27 protein-coding genes are annotated in these 26,981 nt (G+C 66.6%); 12 read left to right on the top strand and 15 right to left on the bottom strand.

The window, feature by feature from the left end:
• Window positions 1-7 precede the first annotated feature (7 nt).
• Entirely contained in the window at window positions 8-1,033 is a 1,026-nt protein-coding gene (gene tsaD / locus VL129_RS13605) for a tRNA (adenosine(37)-N6)-threonylcarbamoyltransferase complex transferase subunit TsaD (protein WP_325413565.1), read from the top strand.
• Window positions 1,034-1,050: 17 nt separating this feature from the next.
• On the opposite strand, the gene plsY is transcribed toward tsaD, so the two are convergent.
• Window positions 1,051-1,623: a glycerol-3-phosphate 1-O-acyltransferase PlsY gene (gene plsY / locus VL129_RS13600; protein WP_325413563.1), complete on the bottom strand. Its 573-nt coding sequence runs from the start codon at window positions 1,621-1,623 to the stop codon at window positions 1,051-1,053.
• A gap of 75 nt (window positions 1,624-1,698) precedes the next feature.
• Between plsY and folB the strand changes: the two genes are divergently transcribed.
• Entirely contained in the window at window positions 1,699-2,052 is a 354-nt protein-coding gene (folB, locus tag VL129_RS13595) for a dihydroneopterin aldolase (RefSeq protein ID WP_325413561.1), read from the top strand.
• Window positions 2,043-2,582 (top strand): 2-amino-4-hydroxy-6-hydroxymethyldihydropteridine diphosphokinase, encoded by a 540-nt coding sequence (gene folK, locus VL129_RS13590; protein ID WP_325413559.1) that lies wholly within the window; start codon window positions 2,043-2,045, stop codon window positions 2,580-2,582. The genes folB and folK overlap by 10 nt, the downstream gene beginning before the upstream one ends.
• A gap of 178 nt (window positions 2,583-2,760) precedes the next feature.
• Here the strand turns inward: folK and VL129_RS13585 are convergent, their stop codons facing one another.
• The 12 genes from VL129_RS13585 to VL129_RS13530 all read right to left on the bottom strand — a co-directional run bounded on the left by VL129_RS13585 (window position 2,761) and on the right by VL129_RS13530 (window position 17,333).
• Complete coding sequence (locus VL129_RS13585) at window positions 2,761-3,894, bottom strand: tRNA nucleotidyltransferase/poly(A) polymerase-related protein (protein ID WP_325413557.1); 1,134 nt, start codon at window positions 3,892-3,894, stop codon at window positions 2,761-2,763.
• Between the two features lie 47 nt (window positions 3,895-3,941).
• Window positions 3,942-4,439 (bottom strand): DUF4136 domain-containing protein, encoded by a 498-nt coding sequence (locus VL129_RS13580; protein WP_325413555.1) that lies wholly within the window; start codon window positions 4,437-4,439, stop codon window positions 3,942-3,944.
• A gap of 52 nt (window positions 4,440-4,491) precedes the next feature.
• Window positions 4,492-6,045, bottom strand: coding sequence for a SpoVR family protein (locus tag VL129_RS13575; RefSeq protein WP_325413553.1), 1,554 nt, complete (start codon window positions 6,043-6,045; stop codon window positions 4,492-4,494).
• Window positions 6,045-7,316, bottom strand: a complete 1,272-nt coding sequence (locus VL129_RS13570; protein WP_325413551.1) for a YeaH/YhbH family protein — start codon at window positions 7,314-7,316, stop codon at window positions 6,045-6,047. The genes VL129_RS13575 and VL129_RS13570 overlap by 1 nt, the downstream gene beginning before the upstream one ends.
• An 89-nt stretch (window positions 7,317-7,405) precedes the next feature.
• Complete coding sequence (locus VL129_RS13565) at window positions 7,406-9,328, bottom strand: PrkA family serine protein kinase (protein ID WP_325413549.1); 1,923 nt, start codon at window positions 9,326-9,328, stop codon at window positions 7,406-7,408.
• A 257-nt stretch (window positions 9,329-9,585) separates the two neighbouring features.
• Window positions 9,586-9,915 carry a thiosulfate sulfurtransferase GlpE gene (glpE, locus tag VL129_RS13560; protein WP_325413546.1) on the bottom strand — a complete coding sequence of 110 codons (330 nt, stop codon included), beginning with the start codon at window positions 9,913-9,915 and terminating at the stop codon, window positions 9,586-9,588.
• Entirely contained in the window at window positions 9,912-10,850 is a 939-nt protein-coding gene (locus tag VL129_RS13555) for a symmetrical bis(5'-nucleosyl)-tetraphosphatase (protein ID WP_414705205.1), read from the bottom strand. Before VL129_RS13555 ends, glpE begins: the two co-directional genes overlap by 4 nt.
• Entirely contained in the window at window positions 10,850-11,227 is a 378-nt protein-coding gene (gene apaG, locus VL129_RS13550; RefSeq protein ID WP_325413544.1) for a Co2+/Mg2+ efflux protein ApaG, read from the bottom strand. Before apaG ends, VL129_RS13555 begins: the two co-directional genes overlap by 1 nt.
• Window positions 11,228-11,256: 29 nt before the next feature.
• A complete protein-coding gene (rsmA, locus tag VL129_RS13545) occupies window positions 11,257-12,060 on the bottom strand; it encodes a 16S rRNA (adenine(1518)-N(6)/adenine(1519)-N(6))-dimethyltransferase RsmA (protein WP_325413543.1) in 804 nt (267 codons plus the stop codon).
• 98 nt (window positions 12,061-12,158) lie between these two features.
• On the bottom strand, window positions 12,159-13,151 hold the full coding sequence (pdxA, locus tag VL129_RS13540; protein WP_325413541.1) for a 4-hydroxythreonine-4-phosphate dehydrogenase PdxA: 993 nt from the start codon (window positions 13,149-13,151) through the stop codon (window positions 12,159-12,161).
• Window positions 13,152-13,336: 185 nt separating this feature from the next.
• Window positions 13,337-14,635, bottom strand: coding sequence for a peptidylprolyl isomerase (locus VL129_RS13535; RefSeq protein WP_325413539.1), 1,299 nt, complete (start codon window positions 14,633-14,635; stop codon window positions 13,337-13,339).
• Window positions 14,616-17,333, bottom strand: coding sequence for an LPS-assembly protein LptD (locus VL129_RS13530; protein ID WP_325413538.1), 2,718 nt, complete (start codon window positions 17,331-17,333; stop codon window positions 14,616-14,618). The genes VL129_RS13535 and VL129_RS13530 overlap by 20 nt, the downstream gene beginning before the upstream one ends.
• A gap of 129 nt (window positions 17,334-17,462) precedes the next feature.
• Between VL129_RS13530 and VL129_RS13525 the strand changes: the two genes are divergently transcribed.
• From VL129_RS13525 to VL129_RS13515, 3 genes are read left to right on the top strand one after another with little or no spacing between them, the layout of a single operon-like run.
• Entirely contained in the window at window positions 17,463-18,491 is a 1,029-nt protein-coding gene (locus VL129_RS13525; RefSeq protein WP_325413537.1) for an aminoglycoside phosphotransferase family protein, read from the top strand.
• Window positions 18,488-19,159 (top strand): N-acetylmuramate alpha-1-phosphate uridylyltransferase MurU, encoded by a 672-nt coding sequence (gene murU, locus VL129_RS13520; protein ID WP_325413536.1) that lies wholly within the window; start codon window positions 18,488-18,490, stop codon window positions 19,157-19,159. Before VL129_RS13525 ends, murU begins: the two co-directional genes overlap by 4 nt.
• A 2-nt stretch (window positions 19,160-19,161) precedes the next feature.
• Window positions 19,162-19,950 (top strand): DnaJ domain-containing protein, encoded by a 789-nt coding sequence (locus VL129_RS13515; RefSeq protein ID WP_325413535.1) that lies wholly within the window; start codon window positions 19,162-19,164, stop codon window positions 19,948-19,950.
• Between the two features lie 157 nt (window positions 19,951-20,107).
• Here VL129_RS13515 and VL129_RS13510 read toward each other — a convergent pair whose 3' ends face one another.
• The gene (locus tag VL129_RS13510) at window positions 20,108-21,181 is read right to left on the bottom strand and encodes an alpha/beta hydrolase family protein (RefSeq protein ID WP_325413534.1); all 1,074 of its coding nucleotides are present in this window, start codon (window positions 21,179-21,181) and stop codon (window positions 20,108-20,110) included.
• A 144-nt stretch (window positions 21,182-21,325) separates the two neighbouring features.
• Here VL129_RS13510 and rpe point away from each other — a divergent pair, with 144 nt between their 5' ends.
• From rpe to trpC, 6 genes are all read left to right on the top strand, one after another.
• Window positions 21,326-22,000, top strand: a complete 675-nt coding sequence (rpe, locus tag VL129_RS13505) for a ribulose-phosphate 3-epimerase (protein ID WP_325413533.1) — start codon at window positions 21,326-21,328, stop codon at window positions 21,998-22,000.
• Entirely contained in the window at window positions 21,997-22,698 is a 702-nt protein-coding gene (locus VL129_RS13500) for a phosphoglycolate phosphatase (RefSeq protein ID WP_414705204.1), read from the top strand. The genes rpe and VL129_RS13500 overlap by 4 nt, the downstream gene beginning before the upstream one ends.
• Before the next feature lie 179 nt (window positions 22,699-22,877).
• Entirely contained in the window at window positions 22,878-24,362 is a 1,485-nt protein-coding gene (gene trpE / locus VL129_RS13495) for an anthranilate synthase component I (RefSeq protein WP_325413532.1), read from the top strand.
• Window positions 24,363-24,365: 3 nt separating this feature from the next.
• The gene (locus VL129_RS13490; RefSeq protein ID WP_325413531.1) at window positions 24,366-24,962 is read left to right on the top strand and encodes an aminodeoxychorismate/anthranilate synthase component II; all 597 of its coding nucleotides are present in this window, start codon (window positions 24,366-24,368) and stop codon (window positions 24,960-24,962) included.
• Window positions 24,959-26,005 (top strand): anthranilate phosphoribosyltransferase, encoded by a 1,047-nt coding sequence (gene trpD, locus VL129_RS13485; protein ID WP_325413529.1) that lies wholly within the window; start codon window positions 24,959-24,961, stop codon window positions 26,003-26,005. The genes VL129_RS13490 and trpD overlap by 4 nt, the downstream gene beginning before the upstream one ends.
• Complete coding sequence (gene trpC, locus VL129_RS13480) at window positions 26,002-26,802, top strand: indole-3-glycerol phosphate synthase TrpC (protein WP_325413527.1); 801 nt, start codon at window positions 26,002-26,004, stop codon at window positions 26,800-26,802. The genes trpD and trpC overlap by 4 nt, the downstream gene beginning before the upstream one ends.
• Before the next feature lie 52 nt (window positions 26,803-26,854).
• Here the strand turns inward: trpC and VL129_RS13475 are convergent.
• Window positions 26,855-26,981 (bottom strand): helix-turn-helix domain-containing protein (locus tag VL129_RS13475; RefSeq protein WP_325413626.1); only part of this gene is annotated, 127 nt, incomplete at its 5' end.

Here is a 26,981-nt window from a genome sequence, read left to right as displayed (position 1 = left end):
ATACCCCATGCGCGTGCTGGGACTGGAAACCTCCTGCGACGAAACCGGCGTCGCCCTCTATGACAGCGAACAGGGTCTGCTGGCCGATGCGCTGTTCAGCCAGATCGACCTGCACCGCGTCTACGGCGGCGTAGTGCCGGAGCTGGCCTCGCGCGACCACGTCAAGCGCATGCTGCCGCTGATCCGTCAAGTGCTCGACGAAGCCGGCTGCACGGCCGAGTCCATCGATGCCATCGCCTACACCGCCGGCCCCGGCCTGGTGGGCGCCCTGCTGGTGGGCGCTTCCTGCGCGCAGGCGCTGGCGTTTGCCTGGGGCATTCCGGCGGTTGGCGTGCACCACATGGAAGGCCACCTGCTGGCGCCGATGCTCGAAGAGCAGCCGCCGCAGTTTCCGTTCGTCGCCCTGCTGGTCTCCGGCGGCCACACCCAGCTGGTGCGCGTCGATGGCATCGGCCGCTACGAGCTGCTCGGCGAGTCCCTGGACGACGCCGCCGGCGAGGCCTTTGACAAGACCGCCAAGCTGATGGGGCTGCCCTACCCGGGCGGCCCGGAGATCGCCCGGCTGGCCGAGCGCGGCACGCCCGGACGCTTCGTGTTTCCCCGGCCGATGACCGATCGGCCCGGCCTGGAATTCAGCTTCAGCGGCCTGAAGACCTTCACCCTGAACACCTGGCAGCGCTGCGTGGCCGAAGGCGGCGACAGCGAGCAGGCGCGCTGTGACGTGGCGCTGGCCTTCCAGACCGCCGTGGTCGAAACCCTGACCATCAAGTGCAAGCGCGCCCTCAAGCAGACCGGTCTGAAGAGCCTGGTGATCGCCGGTGGCGTCAGCGCCAACCAGGCGCTGCGCCGTTCTCTGGAAAAGATGCTCGGCGAGATGCGCGGCCAGGTGTTCTATGCCCGCCCGCGCTTCTGCACCGACAATGGCGCGATGATCGCCTACGCCGGCTGCCAGCGGCTGCTGGCCGGCCAGCAGGACGGCCCCGGCATCGACGTACGGGCGCGCTGGCCGATGGACACCTTGCCGGCGATCTGAGCGACAGGCTCAGCGGATTACTTGAAGTGGCGTTCGCGGCCGGCCAGCAGATCGCGCAGGTTGGCGCGGTGACGCCAGACGATCAGCAGGGTCAGTACACAGGCCGGTAGCAGCGCCGCGGGCAGTTGCCAGGCCAGCAGCGGCAGGGTCAGCGGCGTGGCGATCAACGCCGCCAGCGAGCTGATGCGCGTCAGCATGAACACCAGCAGCCAGGTGCCGATCGCCAGCAGGGCGGCGGGCAGGTACAGGCCGAGGAACAGGCCGGCGGCGGTGGCCACGCCCTTGCCGCCGCGAAAGCGGTAATAAACGGGAAACAGGTGACCGAGCACGGCGGCCACGCCGATCCAGGCCTGCTGCTGGATGCCGAGCCCGGCCAGTTGGGCGACTATCACCGGCAGCCAGCCCTTGAGCAGGTCGCCGAGCAAGGTCAGGATGGCCAGGCGCCGACCGGCGACCCGCAACATGTTGCTGGCCCCGGGATTGCCGGAGCCCTGGGCGCGCGGGTCCGGGCCTCCGCTCAGCTGGCTGAGCAGAATGGCGAAGGACAGCGAGCCCAACAGGTAGGCCAGGATTGCCAGCAACCAGAACATGAGAGCCGATCCGGGGCGAGGGAGTCCCGATTCTAGCGGGGTCGCACGCCCCTTGTCGTGCCGCGGAGAGCGTAGTTGGACAATGTGTTTATCGAGGGGCTGGAAGTGGACACCGTCATCGGCGTCTACGACTGGGAACGGGAGATCCGCCAGTGCCTGCGTCTGGACCTGGTCTGCGCCTGGGACAATCGCCGCCCCGCCGCGGGCGATGACCTGAACCTGGCGCTGGACTACGCCGCGCTGGCCGAGCGCATCCAGGCCTTCGCCGCCCAGGCGAGCTATCAACTGGTGGAAAGCTTCGCCGAGCAACTGGCCGCCGTGCTGATGGCCGAGTTCCAGATCCCCTGGCTGCGTCTGAAGATCACCAAGCCGGGCGCCGTGCCAGCCGCCGCCGGGGTGGGCGTGGAGATCGAACGCGGATGTCGCTGAACCAGGTGCTGCTCGGTCTGGGCAGCAATACCGATCGGGAAACCCATCTGCGCGCCGGTCTGGAGGCCCTCGATGAGGTGCTCGATGACCTGCGCTGCTCGCCGGTGTTCGAAAGCCTGCCGGTGGGCATTCGCAGTGGGCCGTTTCTGAACATGGTGGTCAGTGGCACCAGCCGGCTGCCGTTGACGGAGCTGGACCGCCGGCTGAAGTTCATCGAGGCCGACAATGGCCGCTACGCCCCGGAGCGCAAGGGCCTGACCCTGGATATCGACGTGCTGCAGTTCGACGACTGCGTCGGTGACTTTCACGGCCTGATCCTGCCGCGCGCGGAAATTCTGCGCAACGCCTTCGTGCTCTGGCCGCTGGCGCTGCTGGCCCCGGAGCGACGCCATCCGGTGGTAGGCCGGTCCTTCGCCGAGCTGTGGGCGCAGGCGCGCATCGATCAGCAGCTGTGGCCGGTGCCCTTCCAGTGGCGTGGCCGCGAGCTGACGCCGGCGGCGCTCATCGCGCAGTATCCGCGCCCTGCTTAGGGTGGTCGGCGTTGTTCCGGGCGCCGCTCGCCGTTCCGGCGAGTGGGTGGACAAGAAGGTGTTGTCCACCTGTGGGGCCGGGTTTATCCCGGCCAGGAACCAAGCCCTTCACCGAAGCGCCTGACCCACCTCCGTCGGCCGGGATAAACCCGGCCCGACAGGGTGCAGCGCCGAGCCCTCAGTGTTTGGCTGCGCGATAGGTCCTTAGCGCTTCCAGTCGCTGGCGCGCCAGGGCTTCACCCAGCGCGGCGCCTTGGTAGCCCTGCTCCAGCAGGGGTTGGATGGCCTGGCCGCGTACGCAGTCGGCGGCGCCGCGCAGGTAGGCGGTTTGCGGAAATTCATTCCCCTGTCCGGCACCGCGCCCCGCCATTTCGCAGGCGGCCAGGAACTGCTCGAAGCGCTGCGGACGGCGGTACACGTCGAAGCCCTGCAGCAACGCCAGCAGGGCTTCGGCTGACAGCTCCAGCGCTTCTCGCCACGCGTCGCAGTGCTGACGGGCGAGCAGTGCCAGCTCGGCGCATTCGCGCGGCGCCTTGCAGCGACCGTTGATGGCGGCGATCTGTTCCGCGCTGGCATCCAGCAGCAGGCAAGCCCAGCGCACCGCCAGCGGTTGCTCGTGCTTGGCGCAGGCGCGCAGCGTGGCCCGCAGCGCTTCGCCCCGGTTGGCATCGAAGAGCGCATTCACTTCCGGCAGCAACTCAGCCAGCGCGCCGCAGTCATGCAGCACCTGCAAGAACACGTCGGGACGCGGTTCCAGTAGGGCGCGGGAGATTTCCTTCCAGCTGCGTTCCGGCGTCAGGTCACGCAGCTCGCCGGACTCGCTGAGCTGGCGCATCAATGCCTGGGTTTCCGGGGCGACCGTGAACCCGAGTGGCGCGTAGCGGGCGGCGAAGCGCGCCACGCGCAACACCCGCAGTGGGTCCTCGGCGAACGCCGGCGCCACATGGCGCAGCACACGCGCCTGCAGATCGCTCAGCCCGCCATAGGGGTCGATGACCTGGCCGTTGTCGTCCTCGGCCATGGCGTTGATGGTCAGGTCGCGGCGCAGCAGATCCTGTTCGAGGGTGACCTCGGGGCTGGCGTGGAAGGTGAAGCCGCCGTAGCCGCGCCCGCTCTTGCGCTCGGTGCGCGCCAGCGCGTACTCCTCGCCGGTCTGCGGGTGCAGGAACACCGGGAAGTCCGCGCCCACCGGCCGGTAGCCCAGTGCCGCCATGTCCTCGGCGCTGGCGCCGACCACCACCCAGTCGATTTCACTGACCGGCCGACCCAGCAGGCGGTCGCGCACCGCGCCGCCGACTTTGTAGATTTGCATCGCTCACCTCCGTGGCCGCGCAGGATAACAGGCGCAGCCAGGGAGGTTCAGCGCGCCACCGGCAGTTTCTGCACCAGGGCGTCCACCGCCCGGTCGATCTGTTGCTGGCGCTGTCGCTCCGGACTCAGCTCGGTGCGCGCGGCGCCCTCCCAAAGCAGCTGTTCGTTGCGGTCGGTAACCCGCAGGTGCAGTAGACCACGCACGTCCTCGAAGCGATGGATCGCCTGATAGGGGCCGAGCGGACTGGGTGGTGGCATATCGACCGAATAGGTCAGCGGCTGGCTGGCGCTGGTCAGTCGGTACTGGATGAGCAGTGGTGCATCGCTGCCGCCCTGTCGATAGCCGTGGCGGGCCAGGCTGCGCTGCAGCGACTCGGCAAGCAGCGTGGCCTCAGCGCCGGACGTGTCGGCATAGGGCGCGACCAGCTGGTAGTCGTGGCGGGCACCGAAGTCGCTGGCGTCGTGGAGGATTTGTACCTGGGCGGGATCGGGCGTGCTGCAGGCGTACAGGCCGATGCCGAGCAGAAGGATGGCGGTATGGCGCATGGCGGGGCCTCCTCGGGAGGGGCTCCGCTACGCCGGGACGGCCGGAGCCCGATCAGATCGGCGGCAGGGCAAGGTCCAGATGCGGGTACTCCTCGCCGGGCCCCTGCGGGGGCATGTGCTGGGAGTGGATGACCTTGTCGCCGCGCACCGTCTCTAGATGGACATCGAAACCCCACAAACGATGCAGGTGCTTCAGCACTTCCTGGGTGGATTCGCCGAGCGGCTTGCGTTCGTGCTGGATGTGGCGGAGGGTCAGCGAGCGGTCGCCGCGCCGGTCCACGTCCCAGACCTGCACGTTCGGCTCGCGGTTGCCCAGGTTGTACTGCGCGGCCAGCTGCTCGCGGATCGTCTGGTAGCCCGACTCGTCATGGATGGCCGGCACCAGCAGCTCGTCGTGCTGATCGTCGTCCAGCACGCTGAACAGGCGCAGGTCGCGGATCACCTTGGGCGAGAGGAACTGCAGGATGAAGCTCTCGTCCTTGAAGTTGGCCATGGCGAACTTGAGCGTGGCGAGCCAGTCGCTGCCGGCGAAGTCCGGGAACCAGCGACGGTCCTCCTCGGTGGGCTGTTCGCAGATGCGCCGCAAGTCGCTGTAGATGGCGAAGCCCAGGGTGTAGGGGTTGATGCCGCTGTAGTAGGGGCTGTCGAAGGCTGGCTGGTAGATGACGTTGGTGTGGCTCTGTAGGAACTCCATCATGAAGCCGTCGGTGACCAGCCCCTCGTCGTACAGCGCGTTCATCAGGGTGTAGTGCCAGAAGGTGGCCCAGCCTTCGTTCATCACCTGGGTCTGGCGCTGCGGATAGAAATACTGGGCGATCTTGCGCACGATGCGCACCACCTCGCGCTGCCAGGGTTCCAGCAGCGGGGCGTGCTTTTCGACGAAGTAGAGGATGTTTTCCTGGGGTTCGGCGGGGAAGCGCTGGCCGTTGTCGCGGCGTGCGTCCTTGTCGGCGCTGCGCGGAATGGTGCGCCACAGGTCGTTGATCTGTTTCTGCAGGTGCTCCTCGCGGCTCTTCTGGCGCAGCCGTTCCTCCTCGGCGGAGATCGGGTAGGGACGCTTGTATCGGTCCACTCCGTAGTTCATCAGCGCGTGGCAGGAGTCCAGCAGATCCTCCACGGCCTTGATGCCGTGGCGTTCCTCGCACTCGCTGATGTACTGCCGGGCGAATACCAGGTAATCGATGATCGAGCCGGCGTCGGTCCAGCTGCGGAACAGGTAGTTGCCCTTGAAGAAACTGTTGTGGCCATAGCAGGCGTGGGCGATCACCAGCGCTTGCATGCACATGGTGTTCTCTTCCATCAGGTAGGCGATGCAGGGGTCGGAGTTGATGACGATCTCGTAGGCCAGGCCCATCTGCCCGCGCGTGTAGCCCTTCTCGGTGGCCAGGAAGTGCTTGCCGTAGGACCAGTGGTGATAGCCGATGGGCATGCCCACCGAGGCGTAGGCGTCCATCATCTGCTCGGCGGTGATCACCTCGATCTGGTTGGCGTAGGTCTCCAGGCCGAAGCCGGCGGCGAGCCGGCCGATTTCCTTGTCGTAGGCCTGGATCAACTCGAAGCTCCACTCCGAACCGGTGGAAAGGGGTTGGCGCTTCTTGCTGCCCATCAGGCCATCCTCCGCTGGAACAGGTCGCGGAACACCGGGTAGATGTCGGCGGCGGAGATCAGCTGCTGCTGGGCGAAGCTGTCCGGATACACCTCATGCACCGTTTCGTACTCGTACCAGAGCGCCTGGTGCTCGCGCGGGGTGATTTCCACATAGGTGAAGTACTGGACGAAGGGCATGATCTTCTCTTCCAGCAGCTCGCGGCACAGCGGCGAGTCGTCGTTCCAGTTGTCGCCGTCGGACGCCTGGGCACCGTAGATGTTCCATTCATGCACCGGGTAGCGGGCGGCCATGATTTCCTGCATCAGCTTCAGGGCGCTGGAGACGATGGTGCCGCCGGTTTCCCGGGAGTAGAAGAACTCTTCCTCGTCGACTTCCTTGGCGCTGGTGTGATGGCGGATGAACACCACCTCGATCTTGTCGTAGCTGCGCTTGAGGAACAGGTACAGCAGGATGAAGAAGCGCTTGGCGATGTCCTTGGTGGCCTGGGTCATCGAGCCGGAGACGTCCATTAGGCAGAACATCACCGCCTTGGAGGTCGGGTTGGGCTGCTTGATCAGCAGGTTGTACTTGAGGTCGAAGGTGTCCAGAAACGGGATGCGGTCGATGCGCGCCCGCAGTTTCTCGATCAGCGCTTCGGTGGCCTGGATGTCGCTGAAGTTGTCCGGTTCCTCGCGGCGCAGGCGTTCCAGCTCGGCGCGCGCGGCGCGCAGTTTGAGGCGGCTGCTGCCGGACAGCGCGATGCGCCTGGCGTGTGCCGAGCGCAGGGTGCGGATGATGTTGATGCGCGACGGATTGCCCTCGTTGCTGATGCCGGCGCGCACCGTCTTGAAGCTGTCGGCGCCGGTGATGTGGCGCTTGACCAGGTTGGGCAGCTCCAGATCCTCGAACATGAAGTCGAGGAATTCCTCCTGGGTGATCTGGAACACGAAGTCGTCCATGCCTTCGCCGCTGTTGCCGGCCTGGCCCTGGCCGCCGCCGCCGCCGCCGCCCTCCTGGGGGCGGGGGATGCGCTCGCCGGCGATGAACTCCTTGTTGCCCGGGTGCACGCTGGTCTGCCGGCCGCCCCGGCCATGGTGCAGGATGGGTTCGTCGATGTCCCGGCCGGGAATGGTGATCTGCTCGCCGTGCTCCATGTCGGTAATGGAACGCCGGCCGACGGCTTCCTCGACGGCTTTCTTGATATGGCCACGGTAACGGCTGAGGAACCGCTGGCGGTTCACCGTGCTCTTGTTCTTGCCGTTCAGGCGGCGGTCGATGACATAGCTCATATACGCCCTCCGGGCTAAGCGGGACGCTGTGAGCCCGAAGCCGGCAGCGCGCGGCGGCGCGCGTGTCCGGCCTCGGGCGTTCAGCTGCGTTACTGCGACTTACGTACCCGCAGATACCATTCGGACAGCAGGCGCACCTGTTTCTCGGTATAGCCACGCTCGACCATGCGCACCACGAAGTCGTTGTGCTTCTTCTGGTCTTCCTTGCTGGCCTTGGCGTTGAAGCTGATGACCGGCAGCAGATCCTCGGTGTTGGAGAACATCTTCTTCTCGATCACCACGCGCAGCTTCTCGTAGCTCAGCCAGCTGGGGTTCTTGCCGTTGTTGCTGGCGCGGGCGCGCAGCACGAAGTTGACGATCTCGTTGCGAAAATCCTTCGGGTTGCTGATGCCGGCCGGCTTCTCGATCTTCTCCAGCTCCTCGTTCAGCGCCATGCGGTTGAGGATCTCGCCGGTTTCCGGGTCGCGGTATTCCTGGTCCTGGATCCAGAAGTCGGCGTACAGCACATAGCGGTCGAAGATGTTCTGCCCGTATTCGCTGTAGGACTCCAGGTAGGCGGTCTGGATTTCCTTGCCGATGAACTCGATGTAGCGCGGCGCCAGGTATTCCTTGAGAAAGCGCAGGTAGCGCTCGCGTACTTCCGGCGGGAACTGCTCCTGCTCGATTTGCTGTTCCAGTACGTAGAGCAGGTGCACCGGGTTGGCGGCGATCTCGTGCGGGTCGAAGTTGAACACCTTGGAAAGGATCTTGAAGGCGAAGCGGGTGGACAGGCCGTTCATGCCCTCGTCGACGCCGGCGGCGTCGCGGTACTCCTGAATCGACTTGGCCTTGGGGTCGGTGTCCTTGAGGTTCTCGCCGTCGTAGACGCGCATCTTCGAGTAGATGTTGGAGTTCTCCGGCTCCTTGAGGCGCGACAGCACCGAGAACTGGGCGAGCATCTTCAGGGTGTCCGGCGCGCAGTGGGCGCGCGACAGCGTGCTGCCGGCCAGCAGCTTGTCGTAGATGCGGATCTCGTCGGTGACGCGCAGGCAGTAGGGCACCTTGACGATGTAGATGCGGTCGATGAACGCCTCGTTGTTCTTGTTGTTGCGGAAGTTGTGCCATTCCGACTCGTTGGAGTGGGCGAGGATGATGCCGTTGAACGGAATCGCGCCCAGCCCTTCGGTGCTGTTGTAGTTGCCTTCCTGGGTGGCGGTGAGCAACGGGTGCAGCACCTTGATGGGCGCCTTGAACATCTCGACGAATTCCATGAGCCCCTGGTTGGCGCGACACAGGGCGCCTGAGAAGCTGTAGGCGTCGGCGTCGTTCTGCGGAAAGTCCTCCAGCTTGCGGATGTCCACCTTGCCGACCAGCGAGGAGATGTCCTGGTTGTTCTCGTCGCCGGGCTCGGTCTTGGCGATGGCGATCTGGTTGAGGATCGAGGGGTAGAGCTTGACCACGCGGAACTGGCTGATGTCGCCGCCGAACTCCTGCAGACGCTTGGTCGCCCACGGCGACATGATGTTGCTCAGCAGGCGGCGCGGAATGCTGTATTCCTCTTCGAGGATGGCGCCGTCCTCGCTGGCGTTGAACAGGCTCAGCGGCGATTCGAAGACCGGCGAGCCCTTGATGGCGTAGAAGGGCACCTTTTCCATCAGCTGCTTGAGCTTCTCGGCCAGCGAGGACTTGCCGCCGCCCACCGGGCCGAGCAGGTAGAGGATCTGCTTCTTCTCCTCCAGGCCCTGGGCGGCATGGCGGAAGAACGACACGATCTGCTCGATGCTCTCTTCCATGCCGTGGAAGTCGGCGAAGGCCGGATAGCGACGGATGACCTTGTTGGAGAAGATCCGCGACAGGCGCGGGTCGCTGGCGGTGTCGACCAGCTCGGGCTCGCCGATGGCCAGCAGCAGACGCTCGGCGGCGCTGGCATAGGCGCTTGGGTCGCGCTTGCAGAGATCCAGGTACTCCTGCAGGGAATACTCTTCCTCGCGAGTCGTTTCGAATCGTTGCTGGAAGTGGCTGAAAATGCTCATGTGTCACCTCGCTCGAGTCATTGAGCCGGCGCGGCTCGTTCTTGCGGGTGCTGGCTGCCTGCCGAGAACTCGGTCAGGTCAAAATCCCCCAGAACCTAAGGTCGCTAACGCCGGGAGCCGGTGGACCGGCTCTTTCGTTTTTCGATGGCCTGGGAGCAAGGATAGTTCGTAATCGCGCCGGTCAATGGCGGGCCGGCCCGAGCGGTCGGCGGCTGGTCGCCCCGGGGCGGGCGACCGGAAAACCGGCGGGGCGGTGCTCAGCCGAGGTCGCGGCTCAGCTCCTGCGGATACATCAGGCGCCAGCGCTCGAAGCCGCCTTCCAGGCTGTAGACCTGGCTGAAACCCTGCTGCGCCAGGAAGGCTGCGGCGCCCTGGCTGGACATGCCGTGATAGCAGTTGACGATCAGCGGCTGGTCGAAATCCGCCTGGGCGATGAAGGCATGCAGCGACTGGTTGTCCAGGTGGCGGGCACCGGGGATGTGCCCGTTGGCGAAGCTCTGTGCATCGCGGATATCGACCAGTTGCGCGCCCTGCGCCAGCAGTTCACGGGCCTGCTCGGGGGCGATGCGCTGGAAGGTGTCGGTCATGGACGGCTCCTGAAGAGGCGGTAAAGGTGATCGAGGCCGGTGGCGAGCAGGGACGTGCCCTCGCTGTCCTGCTCCGGCGGAGGTGACAAGGCGGAAGGCTCGTCGCGGGCTTCCCGTTTCGGCTTCTGGCACGCGCAGCGGTGCAGCTCGCCGCTGTCGACGTTGAGCAGGGTCATGGTGCCGCCCCACACGCAGCCGGTGTCCAGCGCGTACAGGCCGGGTTCGTCGCAGTGGCCCTCGAGCGCCGCCCAGTGGCCGAAGATCAGCTTCTGGCCGCGGGCCTTGCGCTTGGCGTGGCTGAACCAGGGGGCGAAGCCGGCGGGTGCGCTGGACAGGCCTTCCTTGCTTTTCAGGTCCAGGGTGCCGTCCTCGGTGCAGAAGCGCATGCGGGTGAAGTAGTTGGTGATCACGCGCAGACGGTCGATGCCGTGCAGGTTCTTGTTCCACTTGGCGGGCTCGTTGCCATACATGCCGTCGAGGAACTCCCGGATGCGGTTGTCGTCCCGCAGCGCTTCTTCCACTTCGGCGGCGCGCAGCAGGGCCTTCTTCAGCGTCCATTGCGGGGGAATGCCGGCATGCACCAGCGCGATGTCGCGCTCGGCGTCGTAGTGCAGCAGTTTCTGCCGGCGCAGCCAGTCGAGCAGATCGTCGCGATCCGGCGCGTCGATGATTTCGCGCAGCGAGTCGTGCTTCTTCAGGCGCTCGATGTTGTAGGCCGCAGCCAGCAGGTGCAGGTCATGGTTGCCCAGCACCGTGGTGACCGAGTCGCGCATGGCGTAGAGGAAGCGCAGCGTGCCCAGCGAATCCGGACCGCGGTTGACCAGGTCGCCAACCAGCCACAGGTGGTCCCTGCCCGGCTGGAAATCCACGCGCTCAAGCAGGCATTTGAGCGGCTCCAGGCAGCCCTGGATGTCGCCGACGGCATACAGGGCCATCAGTGCAACGCCCCGGGCACGGCGAGGCGGAAGGGCGGGATGGGTGCGTCGAAACGGGTGCCGTCGTCGGCCAGCATCTGGTAGGTGCCGTGCATGCTGCCCACTTCGGTGTGCAGCAGGGTGCCACTGGTGTAGGTGTGGCTTTCGCCGGGCTGCAGGTGCGGCTGCTGACCGACCACGCCCTCGCCGCGCACTTCCTGAACCTGTCCGTCGCCGTCGGTGATGATCCAGTGGCGGCCCAGCAGCTGGGCGCCGATCGGGCCGCTGTTGTGCAGCGTGATGGTGTAGGCGAAGGCGTAGCGCTGCGACTCCGGTTGCGAGCGATCGGAGAGGTAGCGGGTGGTGACCTGGATGTCGATGCTCGGGCTATCGGTCATGCGCGTTGGCTGTCTACCTGGAATCTGACTTAGGGAGTTGGCGCCTGCAGGGCCAGCCGGTCGGCCAGGCGCACGAAGGCGGCCAGATCCAGCTGTTCGGGACGCAGCGAGCCATCCACGCCGGCCGCTTCGATGTCCTCGGCGCTGAGCAACTGCTTGAGGGTGTTGCGCAGGGTCTTGCGACGCATGTTGAAGGCTGCACGCACCACGCGGTCCAGCTGGTGCGGGTCCTGCGCCGGGTGCGGCAGGGTTTCGTGCGGCACCAGGCGGACAATCGCCGAATCCACCTTGGGCGCCGGTTTGAACGCGCCCGGGCCGACATTGAACAGATGCTCCACGCGGCAGTGGTACTGCACCATGATCGACAGACGGCCCCAGTCACCGCCGCCCGGCTCGGCAGCCAGGCGCTCGACCACCTCCTTCTGCAGCATGAAATGCATGTCGCGGATCAGATGGGCGTGATCCAGCAGGTGGAAGATCAGCGGGGTGGAGATGTTGTACGGCAGGTTGCCGACCACGCGCAGGCTGTGCGGGCCATCGGCCAGGGTGGCGAAATCGAACTTCAGCGCATCGCCCTGGTTGATGTGGAAATTCGGCCGGCCGGCGAAGCGGCTGTTGAGGATCGGGATCAGGTCCAGGTCCAGCTCGACGACTTCCAGGCTGGCGCCACTGTCCAGCAGCCCCTCGGTCAGCGCGCCCTGGCCCGGACCGATTTCCACCAGCCGCTCGCCGGCGCGGGGACGGATGGCGCGCAGGATGCGGTCGATCACTCCCATGTCATGCAGGAAGTTCTGGCCGAAGCGCTTGCGGGCGCGGTGTTGGTAGTCGGACATGACAGGGTTCCGGGAGCTGACTGCGCAAAGCGAAAGGCGCGCAGTTTAACAGGTGAAATCGCCTGACGGAAAAGCGGCGCCAGAGCGCCGCTGCGCTTTCAGGATGAGCGGCTGTCCGCCATCAGGTAGGCGGTCTGCAATGCCACCCGCAGGCTGCCGGTATCGACGCGCCCGGTGCCGGCCAGGTCCAGCGCGGTGCCGTGGTCCACCGAGGTGCGGATGATCGGCAGCCCCAGGGTGACGTTCACCGCCGCGCCGAAGCCCTTGTACTTGAGCACCGGCAGGCCCTGGTCATGGTACATGGCCAGCACCGCGTCGCAGTGCTCGAGGTGCTTGGGGGTGAACAGGGTATCGGCCGGCAGCGGGCCGATCAGCTCGAGGCCTTCCCCGCGCAGGTGCTCCAGGGTTGGCTCGATGATCTCGATCTCCTCGCGGCCCATGTGCCCACTCTCGCCGGCGTGGGGGTTGAGCCCGCAGACCAGGATACGCGGCCGGGCGATGCCGAACTTGTCGCGCAGGTCGGCATGCAGGATGCGCGTGACGCGCGTCAGGCGCTCGGGGGTGATGGCGGCGGCGACGTCCTTGAGCGGCAGGTGCGTGGTCACCAGGGCGACGCGCAGCCCTTCGGTGGCGAGCATCATCACCACCTGCTCGGTGTGGGTCAGTTCGGCGAGGAACTCCGTGTGCCCGGAGAACGGCACGCCGCCCTCGTTGATCACGCCCTTGTGCACGGGAGCGGTGATCATGCCGGCGAAGGTGCCGGCCACGCAGCCTTCACCGGCGCGGCGCAGGGTTTCCAGCACATAGCCGGCGTTGGCTGGGTCGAGGCGGCCGGGCCGGGCCGGGGTGTGCAGCGGGGTGTCCCAGACATACAGGCTGCCGGCCGGCGCCGGGCCCTGTGGCCAGCGCCCCGGCCCCACATCCAGCAGGGTGATGTCCAGGCCCAGCTCGCTGGCCCGCTGGCGCAGCAGCTCCAGGCTGGCGATGGCCACCAGGGCCTGGGGCTGGGCCTCGCGGGACAGCAGCAGGCAGAGGTCGGGACCGATGCCGGCGGGCTCGCCGGGGGTGAGGGCAAAGAGGCGGCAAGACATGCTGGATACCTGTAAGGCCGGCTGATGCCGGCCGGCATGGTTGGAAGACAGGGCTCAGGGGCGGGCGCCGATACCTGTAGGGCCGGGTTTATCCCGGCTGCGGGAGGTGGAGGTCGGCCCTGTGCAATGGTCTGGCTCCGTCGGCCGGCGTAGAGCCGGCCCTACAAAAGAACCTGATGACGCGCCTAGATCTTGATCTCCACATACGCCTCGTCGCGGATCTGCCGCAACCAGGTCTGCAGCTCCTCGTCGTACTTGCGTCCGCGCAGGGCGTTGAGCGCCTGCTGTTCGCGGAACTGGTCACTGCTGTCCACCGAGCGGCGGCCCAGCACTTCGAGGATGTGCCAGCCGAACGGGCTGCGGAACGGCCGCGACAGACGCCCCACCGGGGTGTTGGTCATCACATTGCGGAACTCCGGCACCAGCGCGTTCGGGTCGACCCAGTTCATATCGCCACCGTTGAGCGCCGAGCCCGGGTCTTCGGAGAACTGGCGGGCCAGTTTGGCGAAATCCTCGCCGTTCTGGATGCGCTGGTAGAGTCGCTCGGCCAGCTTCTGGCTGTCTTCCAGGCTGCGGATTTCGCTGGGCTTGATCAGGATGTGGCGCACATGGGTTTCCTGGCGCAGCATCTGCCCGCCTTCACCGCCGCGACGCTCCAGCAGCTTGATGAGGATGAAGCCGCCCGGCGTGCGCAACGGCTCGGTCATCTCGCCGACCTTCAGCGCCGAGACCATGGCATCCAGGGGCGGCGGCAACTGGGCAGCCTTGCGCCAGCCCATCTCGCCGCCCTCCAGGGCGTTCTCGTCGGCGGAACGGGCGATGGCCAGCTGGGCGAAATCGGCGCCGCGGCGCAATTGGGCGTGGATGTCGCGCGCCTGGCGCTCGGCGGCCTGGATGGCGCTGCTGGACGCCCCTTCGGGCAGCGGAATCAGCAGGCTGGCCAGGCGCAGGTCCTCGGACAGTTGCAGCTTGCCCAGGTCCGAGGCGAGGAAATTCTTCACTTCCTGGTCACTGACCTGGATACGTTCGGCCACGCGGCGCTGGCGCACCCGGCTGATGATCATCTCGCGGCGCACCTGTTCGCGGGCGCCCTCGTAGGACAGGCCGTCGCGGGCGAGTGCGGCGCGAAACTGGTCGAGGCTCAGGCCGTTGCGCTGGGCGATGCTGGCCATGGCCTCGTTGAGCTCGGCGTCGCCGATGCGGATGCCGGAGCGCTCGCCGATCTGCAGCTGGATGTTCTCGATGATCAGGCGTTCCAGCACCTGCTGGGTGAGCACATGCTGGGGCGGCAGGGCCGCGCCGCGCCGACCGATGGTCTGCTGCACTTCGCGCAGACGGGCATCCAATTGGCTCTGCATGATGACGTCGCCGTCCACGATGGCGGCCACGCGATCCAGCGGACGCACCTCGGCGCTGGCGGCGGCGGTGAACAGCAGGGCGCCCAGCAGCAGCGGGCGCAGACAGTCAGCGAGCTTGTTCTTCACGTCTTCGGTAACCTTGAATGCCTTGATCGAGGAAGGACTCTAACCTGTTGCCGGTCACGCCGCCGAGCCCCTTGAGAATGATCTGCACAAAGAAACCGTGATCGGTTTCCTCGTTCAGTGCCGGATTGAGGCTGGTTTCGTCACGGTCGATCCATTGGCGGTAGACCATGCGCAGTTTCCAGCAGCAGCTGTCGTACTCGAAGCCGCTGATGGCATCCAGGGTGCGTTCGCGGCCGTAGTCATACTGCCAGCGCGCCAACAGGCTCCATTGCGGGGCGATGGGCCAGACCACCGAGAAATCATGCTGGCTGACCTTGTAGTAGTTCTTGATGTAGTTGGGCTGCCCCGGACTGCCATAGTCCGGGTTGGTGACATAGATACCTTGCAGCGGATCGTAGCGCAGCGTGTCGTTACGGTAGCGGTAACCTACGTTCAGGATCTTGTTCGGATTGTCGGCCGGCTGGTAGTGAAACATGGCGCTGCCGGAGCGGGTGCGGTGCACGTCCGGGTCCCAGTTGAAACTCGCGGTCATGCGCCAGTCCTGATTGAAGCGGTACTGGTAGTCCAGGGCGTAGGGCGATACCGAAGCCTGTGCGTCGTTGCGGGTGCGGTAGTCGATGTCCGGCATCTGCACTTCGCGGTCCTGGAAGTAGAAGATCTGCCCGATGGACAAGCGCTGGCGCTCGAAACCGTTGGACTGGATCCAGCGATTGGTCAGGCCGAAGGACAGTTGGTTGGCGTCGCCGATGCGGTCCTTGCCGGAGAAGCGGTTGTCGCGCCACAGCGAGGCATAGCTGAAGCTGGCCTCACCGCTGTCGAAGATCGGTATCTCGTCCTGCTCCTCGTAAGGGGCGTAGAGGTAGAACAGCCGGGGCTCGAGGGTCTGGCGGAAATTCTGGCCGAACAGCCGGGTGTCGCGATCGAAATACAGGCCGGCGTCGAGGCTGGCGATCGGCAGACCGCGGTCCGGCGCGTCGTTGAACGCATTTCTGGGGACGCCCCCGGGGCCGTCGTGTCCTTGGGCGTCCAGTTCCAGATCGTACTGGGTATGGGCGTACTTCAGCGTCGGCCTCAGGAAACCCCAGGTCCACTGCAGCGGCAGTGAAAGGCTGGGTTCCAAGTGGATACGTGAGCCTTCGGCGCGTTTCAGGCCGCGCAGGTTGTTGTCATCCCAAGGCTCTTGGCTGCCGTCCTGGCGGACGTATTCGCCGCTGCGCAGGCTGCGCTGGAACTGCGCATATTCCGCGCCGTAGCCGAACACCAATCCACCGGGATTGAATGGCAGGCGCCCGTTCAGAGTGAACTGGGGAAGGCGGTCGTAAGGCGTTACCCCTTCCACGGTGGTGCGTTCATAGGCATGGGCCGCCAGGCGAGCCGTGTAGCCGTCCCCCCGCCAGCTCAATCCGGCACGCTGATTGAGATAGTCGGGCGTGCCGATGCCCAGATTGGTGTCCAGGTCCTGAAAGTAATACGGATCGCTGATGCTGGTGTAGTCCACCTCGCCGCGCAGGCGTGGCGTGAAGTTGCTGGTGTGCTGCCAGTTGTACAGCCAGCGGGTGGCCTCGTATTCCGATTGCAGGCGGCGATCGTCGTTGTCGTCGTCCAGCCAGGCGGCGCCCATCTGGCCACGGCTGTCGCGCGTCAGGTAGCGGAATTCGCCTTCCATCTGCAGCCCGCGCTCGGTCATGTAGCGCGGATACAGGGTGGCGTCGTAGTTTGGCGCCAGGTTGAAGTAGTAGGGCGTCTGCAATGCCACGCCGCTGTCGTCGGTGGTGCTGAGGCTCGGCGGTAGGAAGCCGGACTGGCGGCGATCGTCGATCGGGAAATAGATGTAGGGCGTGTAGAAGACCGGGATGTCCTTGACCCGCAGTGTCACGTGGGTGGCGGTGCCGAAGCCGGTGGCCGGGTTGAGGGTGACGTTGCTGCCCTTGAGCTCCCAGGTGTTCTCGCCTGGTTCGCAGCTGGTGTAGGTGCCGTCCTTGAGGCGGATTACCGCGTTCTCCTCGCGGGTGGCGTAGAGGGCGGTGCCCCGTGCGCGGGCGGGGTGCATGACGTATTCGGCGTTATCCACCCGGGCCTGGCCGGAATCCAGTTGCAGCTCGGCGCGTTCGCCCAGCACCAGCATGCCCCGGTCGCGCAGGCGCACCTGGCCCTCGAGCTCGCCCCGGCTGGTCTGCTGGTCGAGGGTGGCGGTCTGTGCCTCGGCCTGCAGGCCGGCCTGGCGCAGCACCACATCGCCCTGCAGGATGGTGCGTTCGCTGCGCTGATCGTAGCTGGAGGCGTCCGCCGAGGCGTAGGTCGGGGCTTCGTCGGCGGGGGTGCGGTCGCCCATGCCCGGGCGCGTCGGTTCGACGTAGCCACCCCGGCACCAGGGACCGATCTCGGCCTGTTGCGCGGTCGTCAGCTGTTCGCGCGGTACCCAGTCCAGGTGCTGATGCGGGTTGATTGGCGGGCGTGGGGAGGGTGCGCTTTGCGGCGCTGGCGCAGCTGCCGGCGTGCTTTCGGAACTGCTATGCTCCGGCCGCGGCGGCAGGTCGGTCGGCGCGGGCTCGGCGGCGCAGACCCAGGTGCCATCCTCGGCGCTTCGGCAATCGAACTGCTCCTCCGCCGCGAAGCTGTTCGCCAGCGGCTGAAGTGCCAGCAGGCCGCCAGCCAGCAAGGGAAATTTCCTGCGAAATGCGAAGATTTTCACGGCCATCTTTCGGGTCCGACTGCTTAGCGCGATGGGCCTGCGAAGAGCTGTCGCATGCTTCTCGATGGGCTGATAAAAGGCGTTGGATGATAAAACATGACCTGCACAACGGCCAGCGCCGTCGGAGACTCCCGAATGATTGATCACGATGTCCGCCTCCAGCGGCTGAGTGCCTGGTTCGACCGGCTTTTGCCTGCACTGTTCGCGTCGCAGGGCTGGGGAGACGTGGTTCCGGGTGAACTGACCCCGGCCAGCAGCGACGCCAGTTTCCGTCGTTACTTCCGCTGGCAGGGTGGTGAGCGCACCTTGATCCTCATGGATGCGCCGCCACCGCAGGAAGATTGCCGTCCCTTCGTGAAGATAGCCGGCCTGCTGGCCACTGCCGGCGTGCACGTGCCGCGCGTGCTGGCCAGCGACCTGGAACAGGGCTTCCTGGTGCTCGATGACCTGGGCCGTCAGACCTACCTGGAAGTGATCGACGCGCAGAATGCCGATCGCCTGTTCGACGATGCGGTTCGCGCGCTGCTGGCCTTCCAGCAACTGCCGCAGGATGCCGGGCTGCCCGGTTATGACGACGCCCTGCTGCGTCGCGAGCTGCAACTGTTCCCCGACTGGTATCTGGCCCGCGAGCTGGAGGTCAGTTTGAGCACCGCCCAGCAGGCCGCCTGGGAGCGCAGCTGCCGGGTGCTGATCGACAGCGCGCTGGCGCAATCGCGCGTGCTGGTGCACCGCGATTACATGCCGCGCAACCTCATGCTCAGCGAGCCGAATCCCGGCGTGCTGGATTTCCAGGACGCCGTGTACGGCCCGGTCAGCTACGACATCACCTGCCTGTTCAAGGATGCCTTCCTGAGCTGGCCGCTGGAGCGCGTGGATGCCTGGCTGGAGGGATACTGGCAGCAGGCGCGTGAGGCCGACATCGCGGTACCGCAGCGTTTTGCCGACTTCCTGCGCGACTGCGACCTGATGGGCGTGCAGCGTCACCTCAAGGTGATTGGCATCTTCGCGCGCATCTGCCACCGCGACGGCAAGCCGAAGTACCTGGCCGACGTGCCGCGCTTCTTCGCCTATATCGATGCCGTGACGGCGCGGCGTCCGGAGCTGGCCGAGCTGCGTGACCTGCTGGCCGGATTGCCGGGGCGGCCGGCTGGACGATCTGCATGAAGGCGATGATCCTGGCCGCCGGCAAGGGCGAGCGCCTGCGTCCGCTGACCCTGCACACCCCCAAGCCGCTGGTGCGTGTCGGTGGCAAGCCGCTGATCGAGTACCACATCGAGGCATTGGCGCGCGCCGGCTTTCGCGAGTTGGTGATCAACCATGCCTGGCTCGGCGTGCAGATCGAGGACCATCTGGGCGATGGCGCCCGCTTCGGCGTGCGCATCGCCTACTCCGCCGAAGGCGAGCCGCTGGAGACCGGTGGCGGCATTCGCAAGGCGCTGCCGCTGCTGGGCGACCAACCTTTTGTGGTGGTCAACGGCGATATCTTCACGGATTACGATTTTTCCCGTCTGCGCGACATTCCGGTGGCTTCAGCCCACCTGGTTCTGGTCGATAACCCTGAGCATCATGCCGATGGCGACTTCGCCTGGCGCGAGGGGCGGCTGGTGGCGGACCGGGAGGGATCGCCACGGCTGACCTACAGTGGTATCGCGGTGCTGCATCCCCGGCTGTTCGCGGACAGCCCGGACGGGGCCTTCAAGCTGGCTCCGCTGCTGCGCCGCGCGCAGGCCGAAGGATCGGCCAGCGCGGAGCATTTCACGGGGCGCTGGATCGATGTCGGCACCCATGAGCGACTGGAGCAGGCGGAGCGCCTGCGGATAGGAGAGTCTTGAACATGCGTTGGCCTGTCACCCTGTTGGGCGCAGCCGCCGGCCTGGCGATTGCGAGCATTCCCGGCGCGCTCCTGGGTGGCGTGCTCGGCCACAGCCTGGACCGGCGTCTGCAGATCCGTTCCTGGAAGGGACTGATCCAGCGCCTGGGCTGGAGCGGCGGCGAGCTGGACGACAACGACCTGCTGTTCATCCTGCTCGGGCGTCTGGCCAAGTGCGACGGGCGCGTGCGGGAGACGCACATCGCCCAGACCCGCGCGGAAATGCGCCGCCTTAGCCTGGACACCGAGCAGCAGCGCCGCGCCATCGAAGCTTTCAATCGGGGCAAGACGGGCGATGATGGCCTGTTGTTGCCGCTGCGTCGGCTGCGCAAGCGGCCCGAGAAGGTTCGCAGTGTGCTCTCTAGCTGCTGGCGGCTGGCAGCCGCCGAGCCGCAGATCAGCGAGCGCAAGCGCAACCTGATCCTGCTCTGGGGTCGCTGGGCCGGCTGCACGCCGGGCGAGGTGCTGGATCTGCAGCCGACCGCCAGCCAGCACAACCCTGGCAAGGCACGTGAATCGTCGGTGGCGCCGCGCGCGCGCAATCCTTACGAGGAAGCCCTGCAGCTGCTCGGCGTGCGGGAAACCTCCGAGTCGGTAGAGATCAAGCGCGCCTATCGTCGCCTGCTCAGTCAGTACCACCCGGACAAGCTGGCCGGCGCCGGCGCCAGCACCGACGCGGTGCGCGAGGCGACCGAGAAGACTCGCGAACTGCACAGCGCCTATACGCTGGTGCGCGAGCGCCACGGGTTCTGACCGCGCGGGTTGCGTGTGTAAGCGAATATCGGAGCCGGCCGAGGCTCTGTCGGCCGGCGTAAAGCCGGCCCCACCAAGGCCTGGCATCTCCACAGTTGCGCTTGGCCTGTAGGGCCGGCTTTACGCCGGCCGGCGGCGACCGGGTCGCGCAGAAGTCTTAGCGCTGCGCCGAGCGCGCTTCCAATTCCAGCCAACCACGCACGCGGCGTACCAGCTGCTCCTGTTCGGCGCGGGCATCGCTCGGCAGGCTCTGCAAACCGATCTGCATATAGGCGGGGTGCTGCTGGCGCTTGCCGGCATTCAGGCGTTCGCGGGCGGCGGCCTGCTGGCTCGCCTGGTCGCGGTAATAGAAGTCGGCGGTCGCCAGGTGCAGCTGCGGCAGCAGCTCGTCGAGTCCGGCCTCGGCATCCCCGGGCTCGCGCGGGGAGACGATCACCAGCTGCGCCACCTCGCCCGGCTGCTGCTCCTGAAGGAAGCGCGCGGCCCAGTAGGCCCCTGTGCCATGGCCGAGCAGGACCAGCGTGCGCGGCTGCTGCTGCCGCGCAAACTCCAGCGCGGCGCGCAGGCGCGCCTGCACACGCTGGGCGTGATTCGGTTCCGCCGGAGCCAGATCGTCCAGCGGAGCGAGGGCACTGATCACTTCCGGAATGGCTTCGGTCGCCGCTGTCGGGGGCGTGGCTGCCTGCTCGGCGCTGGCCGTTTCGGCCGTTGGCTCGACCTGTGTTTCCGGGGTTTCAGTGGCCTCCGGCGCTTCCAGCTTCTCGACGCCCTCCAGCACCACGGTCACCGGCTGGCCCTTGCGTGCCTTAACGCCGGCATTGGGGCCGTCCGGCAGGGTCAGGCTCAGGGTGCTCCAGCCGATATCCGGCAACTGACGGCGCAGCGGGCCGATGGCGGTGGGCCAGTCCGCGGTTTCGCCCTCGCCCGGCAGCAGGATCACCAGCCCGGCGGGCTGCGCCTGGTTGGCCGGCAGCCACAGGGACAGGAACGGATCGGCGCCGCCGTCGAGGGTAAGTTGCTGGCGCGCCGGCAGCTGGCGCTGCAACGCCTGCTGGTGCGACTCGCTGCGGCTTTCCAGCATCGGTCGGGGCGGCACCGGGCGCGGCGCCGGCTCGCTGATTACGGTCGCAGGGGTATCTTCGCCGCCAGCGTCTTCGGCCTGGGCCGGCAGGCCGTGTAGCAACAGGGCCAGAGTCAGGGGAGAGAGCAGGACGGCGGAGTGGCGCAGCATGGCAACGAACCGGCGATGAGGGAGACGCGGGGAGTCTAAAGGGCAATTGCCGGCTTGTCAGGCAAGCCGCCGGTGAACAGCGCAAGCGCGCCGGCGGGAGTACAATGCGCGCTTTTCCGGAATTGCCCTGCCGAGGTCCGCCCCATGCAACCCTTCGCCATCGCTCCGTCGATTCTCTCCGCCGACTTCGCCCGCCTCGGCGAAGAGGTGGACAAGGTGCTCGCCGCCGGCGCCGACATCGTGCACTTCGACGTGATGGACAACCACTACGTGCCCAACCTGACCATCGGCCCGATGGTCTGCAGCGCGCTGCGCAAGTACGGCATCACCGCGCCCATCGACGCGCACCTGATGGTCAAGCCGGTGGACCGCCTGATCGGCGACTTCCTCGAGGCCGGCGCCAGCTACATCACCTTCCACCCGGAGGCGTCCGAGCACATCGACCGCTCCCTGCAGCTGATCAGGAGCGGCGGCGCCAAGGCCGGCCTGGTGTTCAACCCGGCCACCCCGCTGGACTGCCTGAAGTACGTGATGGACAAGGTCGACATGATCCTGCTGATGAGCGTGAACCCCGGCTTCGGCGGCCAGAAGTTCATCCCCGGCACCCTGGACAAGCTGCGCGAGGCCCGCGCGCTGATCGACGCCAGCGGTCGCGACATTCGTCTGGAGATCGACGGCGGCGTCAACGTGCAGAACATTCGCGCCATTGCCGAGGCCGGTGCGGATACCTTTGTGGCCGGCTCGGCGATCTTCAACCAGCCCGACTACAAGGCGGTGATCGACGCCATGCGCGCTGAGCTGGCGCAGGTCGCGCGATGACCCTGCTGGAAGCGCTGTTCGGCGGCCGACTGCCGCGCCTGGTGATGTTCGATCTGGACGGTACCCTGGTGGATTCCGTGCCGGACCTGACCGCCGCCGTGGACAGCATGCTGCGCCAGCTGGGCCGGGCTCCGGCCGGCATCGAAAAGGTGCGTGACTGGGTCGGCAACGGCGCGCCGGTGCTGGTGCGCCGCGCGCTGGCCGGGCAGCTGGACCACACTCAGGTGTCCGACGAGGAGGCCGAGGCGGCGCTGACCCTGTTCACCGAGGCCTACGCCGGCAGCCATGCGCTGACCCGCGTCTACCCCGGCGTGCCGGAGTGCCTGGGGTGGCTGACCGCCCATGACATCCCGCTGGCCGTGATCACCAACAAGCCGAGCCGGTTTGTCGCCCCGCTGCTGGAAGAGAAGGGCCTGGCGCAGCACTTTCGCTGGACAGTGGGCGGCGACACGCTGCCCGTGCAGAAGCCCGATCCGGCCGCGCTGTGCTGGGTGATGGACAAGGCTGGGGTGTCGCCCGCCGACGCCCTGTTCATCGGCGATTCGCGCAACGATGTGCTGGCCGCCCGCGCCGCCGGTGTGCGCTGCGTGGCCCTGAGCTACGGTTACAACCACGGCCGGCCCATCGCCGAGGAGTCGCCCGACCGGGTTCTCGATGATCTGCGCCTGCTGGTTGCCAGCGTCGCGGGGCTGCGCTAGTGTGGCCGGCACCGTATCACCCCCTGGAAGAGATCAGATCGTGGTGGTCACCCGCAAACAGTGGATGAAAGTTCTCAAGGCCCTGGCCCGTTGGCGCTGGCGCGCCTGACTTTCGCCTGCCGGCCACGCCGGCCCGTTTGCCCGACCTTTTGTTTTGCCCCTCCGACCACGAGGCTGACATGACCCGCGAAGAATTCCTGCGTTTGGCCGCCGACGGCTACAACCGCATCCCGCTGGCGTTCGAGACGCTGGCCGATTTCGATACCCCGCTTTCCCTTTACCTCAAGCTGGCTGACCAGCCGCACACCTACCTGCTCGAATCCGTGCAGGGCGGCGAGAAGTGGGGCCGTTACTCCATCATCGGCCTGTACAGCCGCACCGTGCTGCGCGTGCATGGCCACCAGGTGCAGGTACACGACAACGGCGCGCTGGTCGAGGAAGCCGAGGTCGAGGATCCGCTGAGCTTCGTCGAGCAGTTCAAGGCGCGCTATCGCGTGCCGACCCTGCCCGGCCTGCCGCGTTTCGATGGTGGGCTGGTCGGCTACTTCGGCTACGACAGCGTGCGCTATGTGGAGCGCAAGCTCGCGCAGTGCCCGAATCCCGATCCGCTGGGCACTCCGGACATCCTGCTGATGGTGTCCGATTCGGTGGTGGTGTTCGACAACCTGGCCGGCAAGCTGCACTGCATCGTGTTGGTCGACCCGGCGCAGGCGGACGCCTATGACGCCGGCATGGAGCGGCTGCAGGCCCTGCGCGAACGGCTGCGTCAGCCGATCACGCCGCGCCTGGGGCTGGACTTCGCCAAGGCTGGCGGGCCGGAGCCGGCCTTCCGCTCCAGCTTCAGCCAGGAGGCCTTCGAGCAGGCGGTACGGCAGATCAAGGAGTACATCCTGGCCGGGGACTGCATGCAGGTGGTGATTTCCCAGCGCATGTCGATTCCCTTCCAGGCCGCGCCCATCGATCTCTACCGCGCGCTGCGCTGCTTCAACCCCACCCCCTACATGTACTTCTTCAACTTCGGCGACTTCCACGTGGTCGGCTCCTCGCCGGAGGTGCTGGTGCGTGTCGAGGATGGCGAGGTCACCGTGCGCCCGATCGCCGGCACCCGTCCGCGCGGTGCGACCGAAGAAGCGGACCGCGCCCTGGAGCAGGACCTGCTGTCCGACGCCAAGGAGCTGGCCGAACACCTGATGCTGATCGACCTGGGTCGTAACGATGTGGGTCGGGTATCAAATACCGGCTCGGTGAAGGTCACCGAGAAGATGGTGATCGAGCGTTATTCCAACGTGATGCACATTGTTTCCAACGTCACCGGCCAGCTGAAGCCCGGGCTCTCGGCCATGGACGCGCTGCGTGCGATCCTGCCGGCCGGCACCCTGTCCGGGGCGCCGAAGGTGCGCGCCATGGAAATCATCGACGAACTGGAGCCGGTCAAGCGCGGCATCTACGGCGGTGCGGTGGGCTACCTGGCGTGGAACGGCAACATGGACACCGCCATCGCCATCCGCACCGCGGTGATCAGGGACGGCGAGCTGCATGTGCAGGCCGGCGCCGGCATCGTCGCCGACTCGGTGCCCGCGCTGGAGTGGGAAGAAACCCTGAACAAGCGCCGCGCCATGTTCCGTGCGGTGGCGCTGGCCTCGTCCGACGTGGAAGGAGCGTGAGCCATGCTGTTGATGATCGATAACTACGACTCCTTCACCTACAACGTGGTGCAGTACCTGGGCGAACTGGGTGCCGATGTCCACGTGATCCGCAACGACGAGCTGACCGTCGCGCAGATCGATGCGCTCAAGCCCGAGCGCATCGTGGTCTCGCCGGGGCCCTGCACGCCGACCGAGGCGGGTGTATCCATCGAGGCGATCCTGCACTTCGCCGGCAAGCTGCCGATCCTCGGCGTATGTCTGGGCCACCAGAGCATCGGCCAGGCGTTCGGCGGCAAGGTGGTGCGCGCGCGGGTGGCCATGCACGGCAAGACCAGTCCGGTGTTCCACGCAGACCAGGGCGTGTTCGCCGGGCTGAGCAATCCGCTGACCGTGACCCGCTATCACTCGCTGGTGGTCGAGCGGGACACGTTGCCCGACTGCCTGGAGATCACCGCCTGGACCCGTCGCGACGACGGTGGCGTCGACGAGATCATGGGCCTGCGCCACAAGACCCTGAACATCGAGGGCGTGCAGTTCCATCCGGAATCCATCCTCACCGAACAGGGCCACGAGCTCTTTGCCAACTTTCTGAAACAGTCCGGAGGCGTGCGCCAATGAACATCAGGGAAGCCCTCAACCGGGTGGTCAACCACCTGGACCTGAGCACCGAGGAAATGCAGGACGTGATGCGCCAGATCATGACCGGCCAGTGCACCGACGCGCAGATCGGCGCCTTCCTGATGGGCCTGCGCATGAAGAGCGAGAGCATCGACGAGATCGTCGGCGCCGTGCAGGTGATGCGCGAGCTGGCCACACCGGTCAACGTGCCGGGCGCCAACCTGGTGGACAACTGCGGCACCGGCGGCGACGGCATGAACATCTTCAACGTCTCCAGCGCGGCCTCGTTCGTGGTGGCGGCGGCGGGTGGCAAGGTGGCCAAGCACGGCAACCGCGCGGTGTCTGGCAAGAGCGGCAGCGCCGACCTGCTGGAGGCCGCCGGCGTGTACCTGGATCTCAAGCCCGAGGAAGTAGCGCGCTGCGTCGACACCGTGGGCGTGGGCTTCATGTTCGCCCCGGCGCACCACGGCGCCATGCGCCATGCCGGCAATGCCCGCCGCGAGCTCGGTCTGCGCACGCTGTTCAACATCCTCGGGCCGATGTCCAACCCGGCGGGCGTCAAACGCCAGGTGCTGGGCGTGTTCAGTAAGGAACTGTGCCGGCACATGGCCGAGGTGCTGCGCCGGCTGGGCAGCGAGCACGTGATGGTGGTGCATTCCAAGGACGGCATGGACGAGATCAGTCTGGCCGCGCCGACCCACGTGGCCGAGCTGCGCAACGGGGAAATCCGCGAGTACGACATCCTGCCGGAGGACTTCGGCATCAAGAGCCAGAGCCTGATCGGCCTGACCGTCAACGATGCCCAGGAATCGCTGGCGCTGATCACCGACGCGCTGGGCCGGCGCAAGACCGAGAACGGTCAGAAGGCCGCGGACATGATCGTGCTCAACGCCGGTGCGGCGCTGTATGTCGCCGGTGTGGCCGGCACGCTGAAGGATGGCATCCATATGGCCCACGATGCGCTGTACAGCGGCCTGGCCCTGGACAAGCTGCAGGAGCTGGTGTCCTTCACCGCCGTGTTCCGCCAGGAGGCTGTGCAATGAGCCTGAGCGTGCTGGAGCGGATCATCGCCCGCAAGGCCGAGGAAGTTGCCGAGCGCCGTGGCCGTGTCGGCCTCGACGAACTGGAGCGGCTGGCGAAGCAGGCCGATGCGCCGCGCGGTTTCGCCCGTGCGTTGCAGGCGCGCGCGGCGCGTCGCGAGGCGGCGGTGATTGCCGAGGTGAAAAAGGCCTCGCCGAGCAAGGGTGTGATCCGCCCGCACTTCGTGCCCGCCGAGATCGCGCGCAGCTACGAGGCCGGCGGTGCCGCCTGCTTGTCGGTGCTGACCGACATCGATTTCTTCCAGGGCAGCGATACCTATCTGCAAGAGGCGCGTGCCGCCTGTTCGCTGCCGGTGATCCGTAAGGACTTCATGATCGATCCGTACCAGATCGTCGAGGCCCGCGCGCTGGGCGCCGACTGCGTACTGCTGATCGTGGCCAACCTGCAGGACGGCCAGATGGCCGAACTGGCGGCGGTGGCCAAGGCGCAGGGACTGGACGTGCTGGTCGAGGTGCATGACGGCGTCGAGCTGGAACGTGCGTTGCGTCTGGATACCCCGCTGCTGGGCATCAACAACCGCAACCTGCACACCTTCGAGGTCAGCCTGGACACCACGCTGGCGCTCAAGGAGCGAGTGCCGGCCGATCGCCTGGTGATCACCGAGAGCGGCATTCTCAGCCGCGCCGACGTGCAGCGCATGGAGGCCAACGAGGTGTATGGCTTCCTGGTCGGCGAGGCGTTCATGCGCGCCGAGGACCCGGGCGCCGAACTCAAGCGCCTGTTCTTTCCCGAGCGCTGAGCATCGCCCAATAAAAAACCGGCCCTGAGGCCGGTTTTTTATTGGGCGGGCTTCAGCGGGTGCCGAACACCACCATGGTCTTGCCTTTCACGTTCACCAGGCCCTGTTCCTCGAGGGACTTGAGCACGCGACCGACCATCTCCCGGGAGCAACCGACGATGCGGCCGATTTCCTGGCGG

Source organism: Pseudomonas sp., from assembly GCF_035497915.1.
GTDB lineage: Bacteria > Pseudomonadota > Gammaproteobacteria > Pseudomonadales > Pseudomonadaceae > Serpens.
This window is presented reverse-complemented; position numbering and strand designations above follow the sequence as displayed.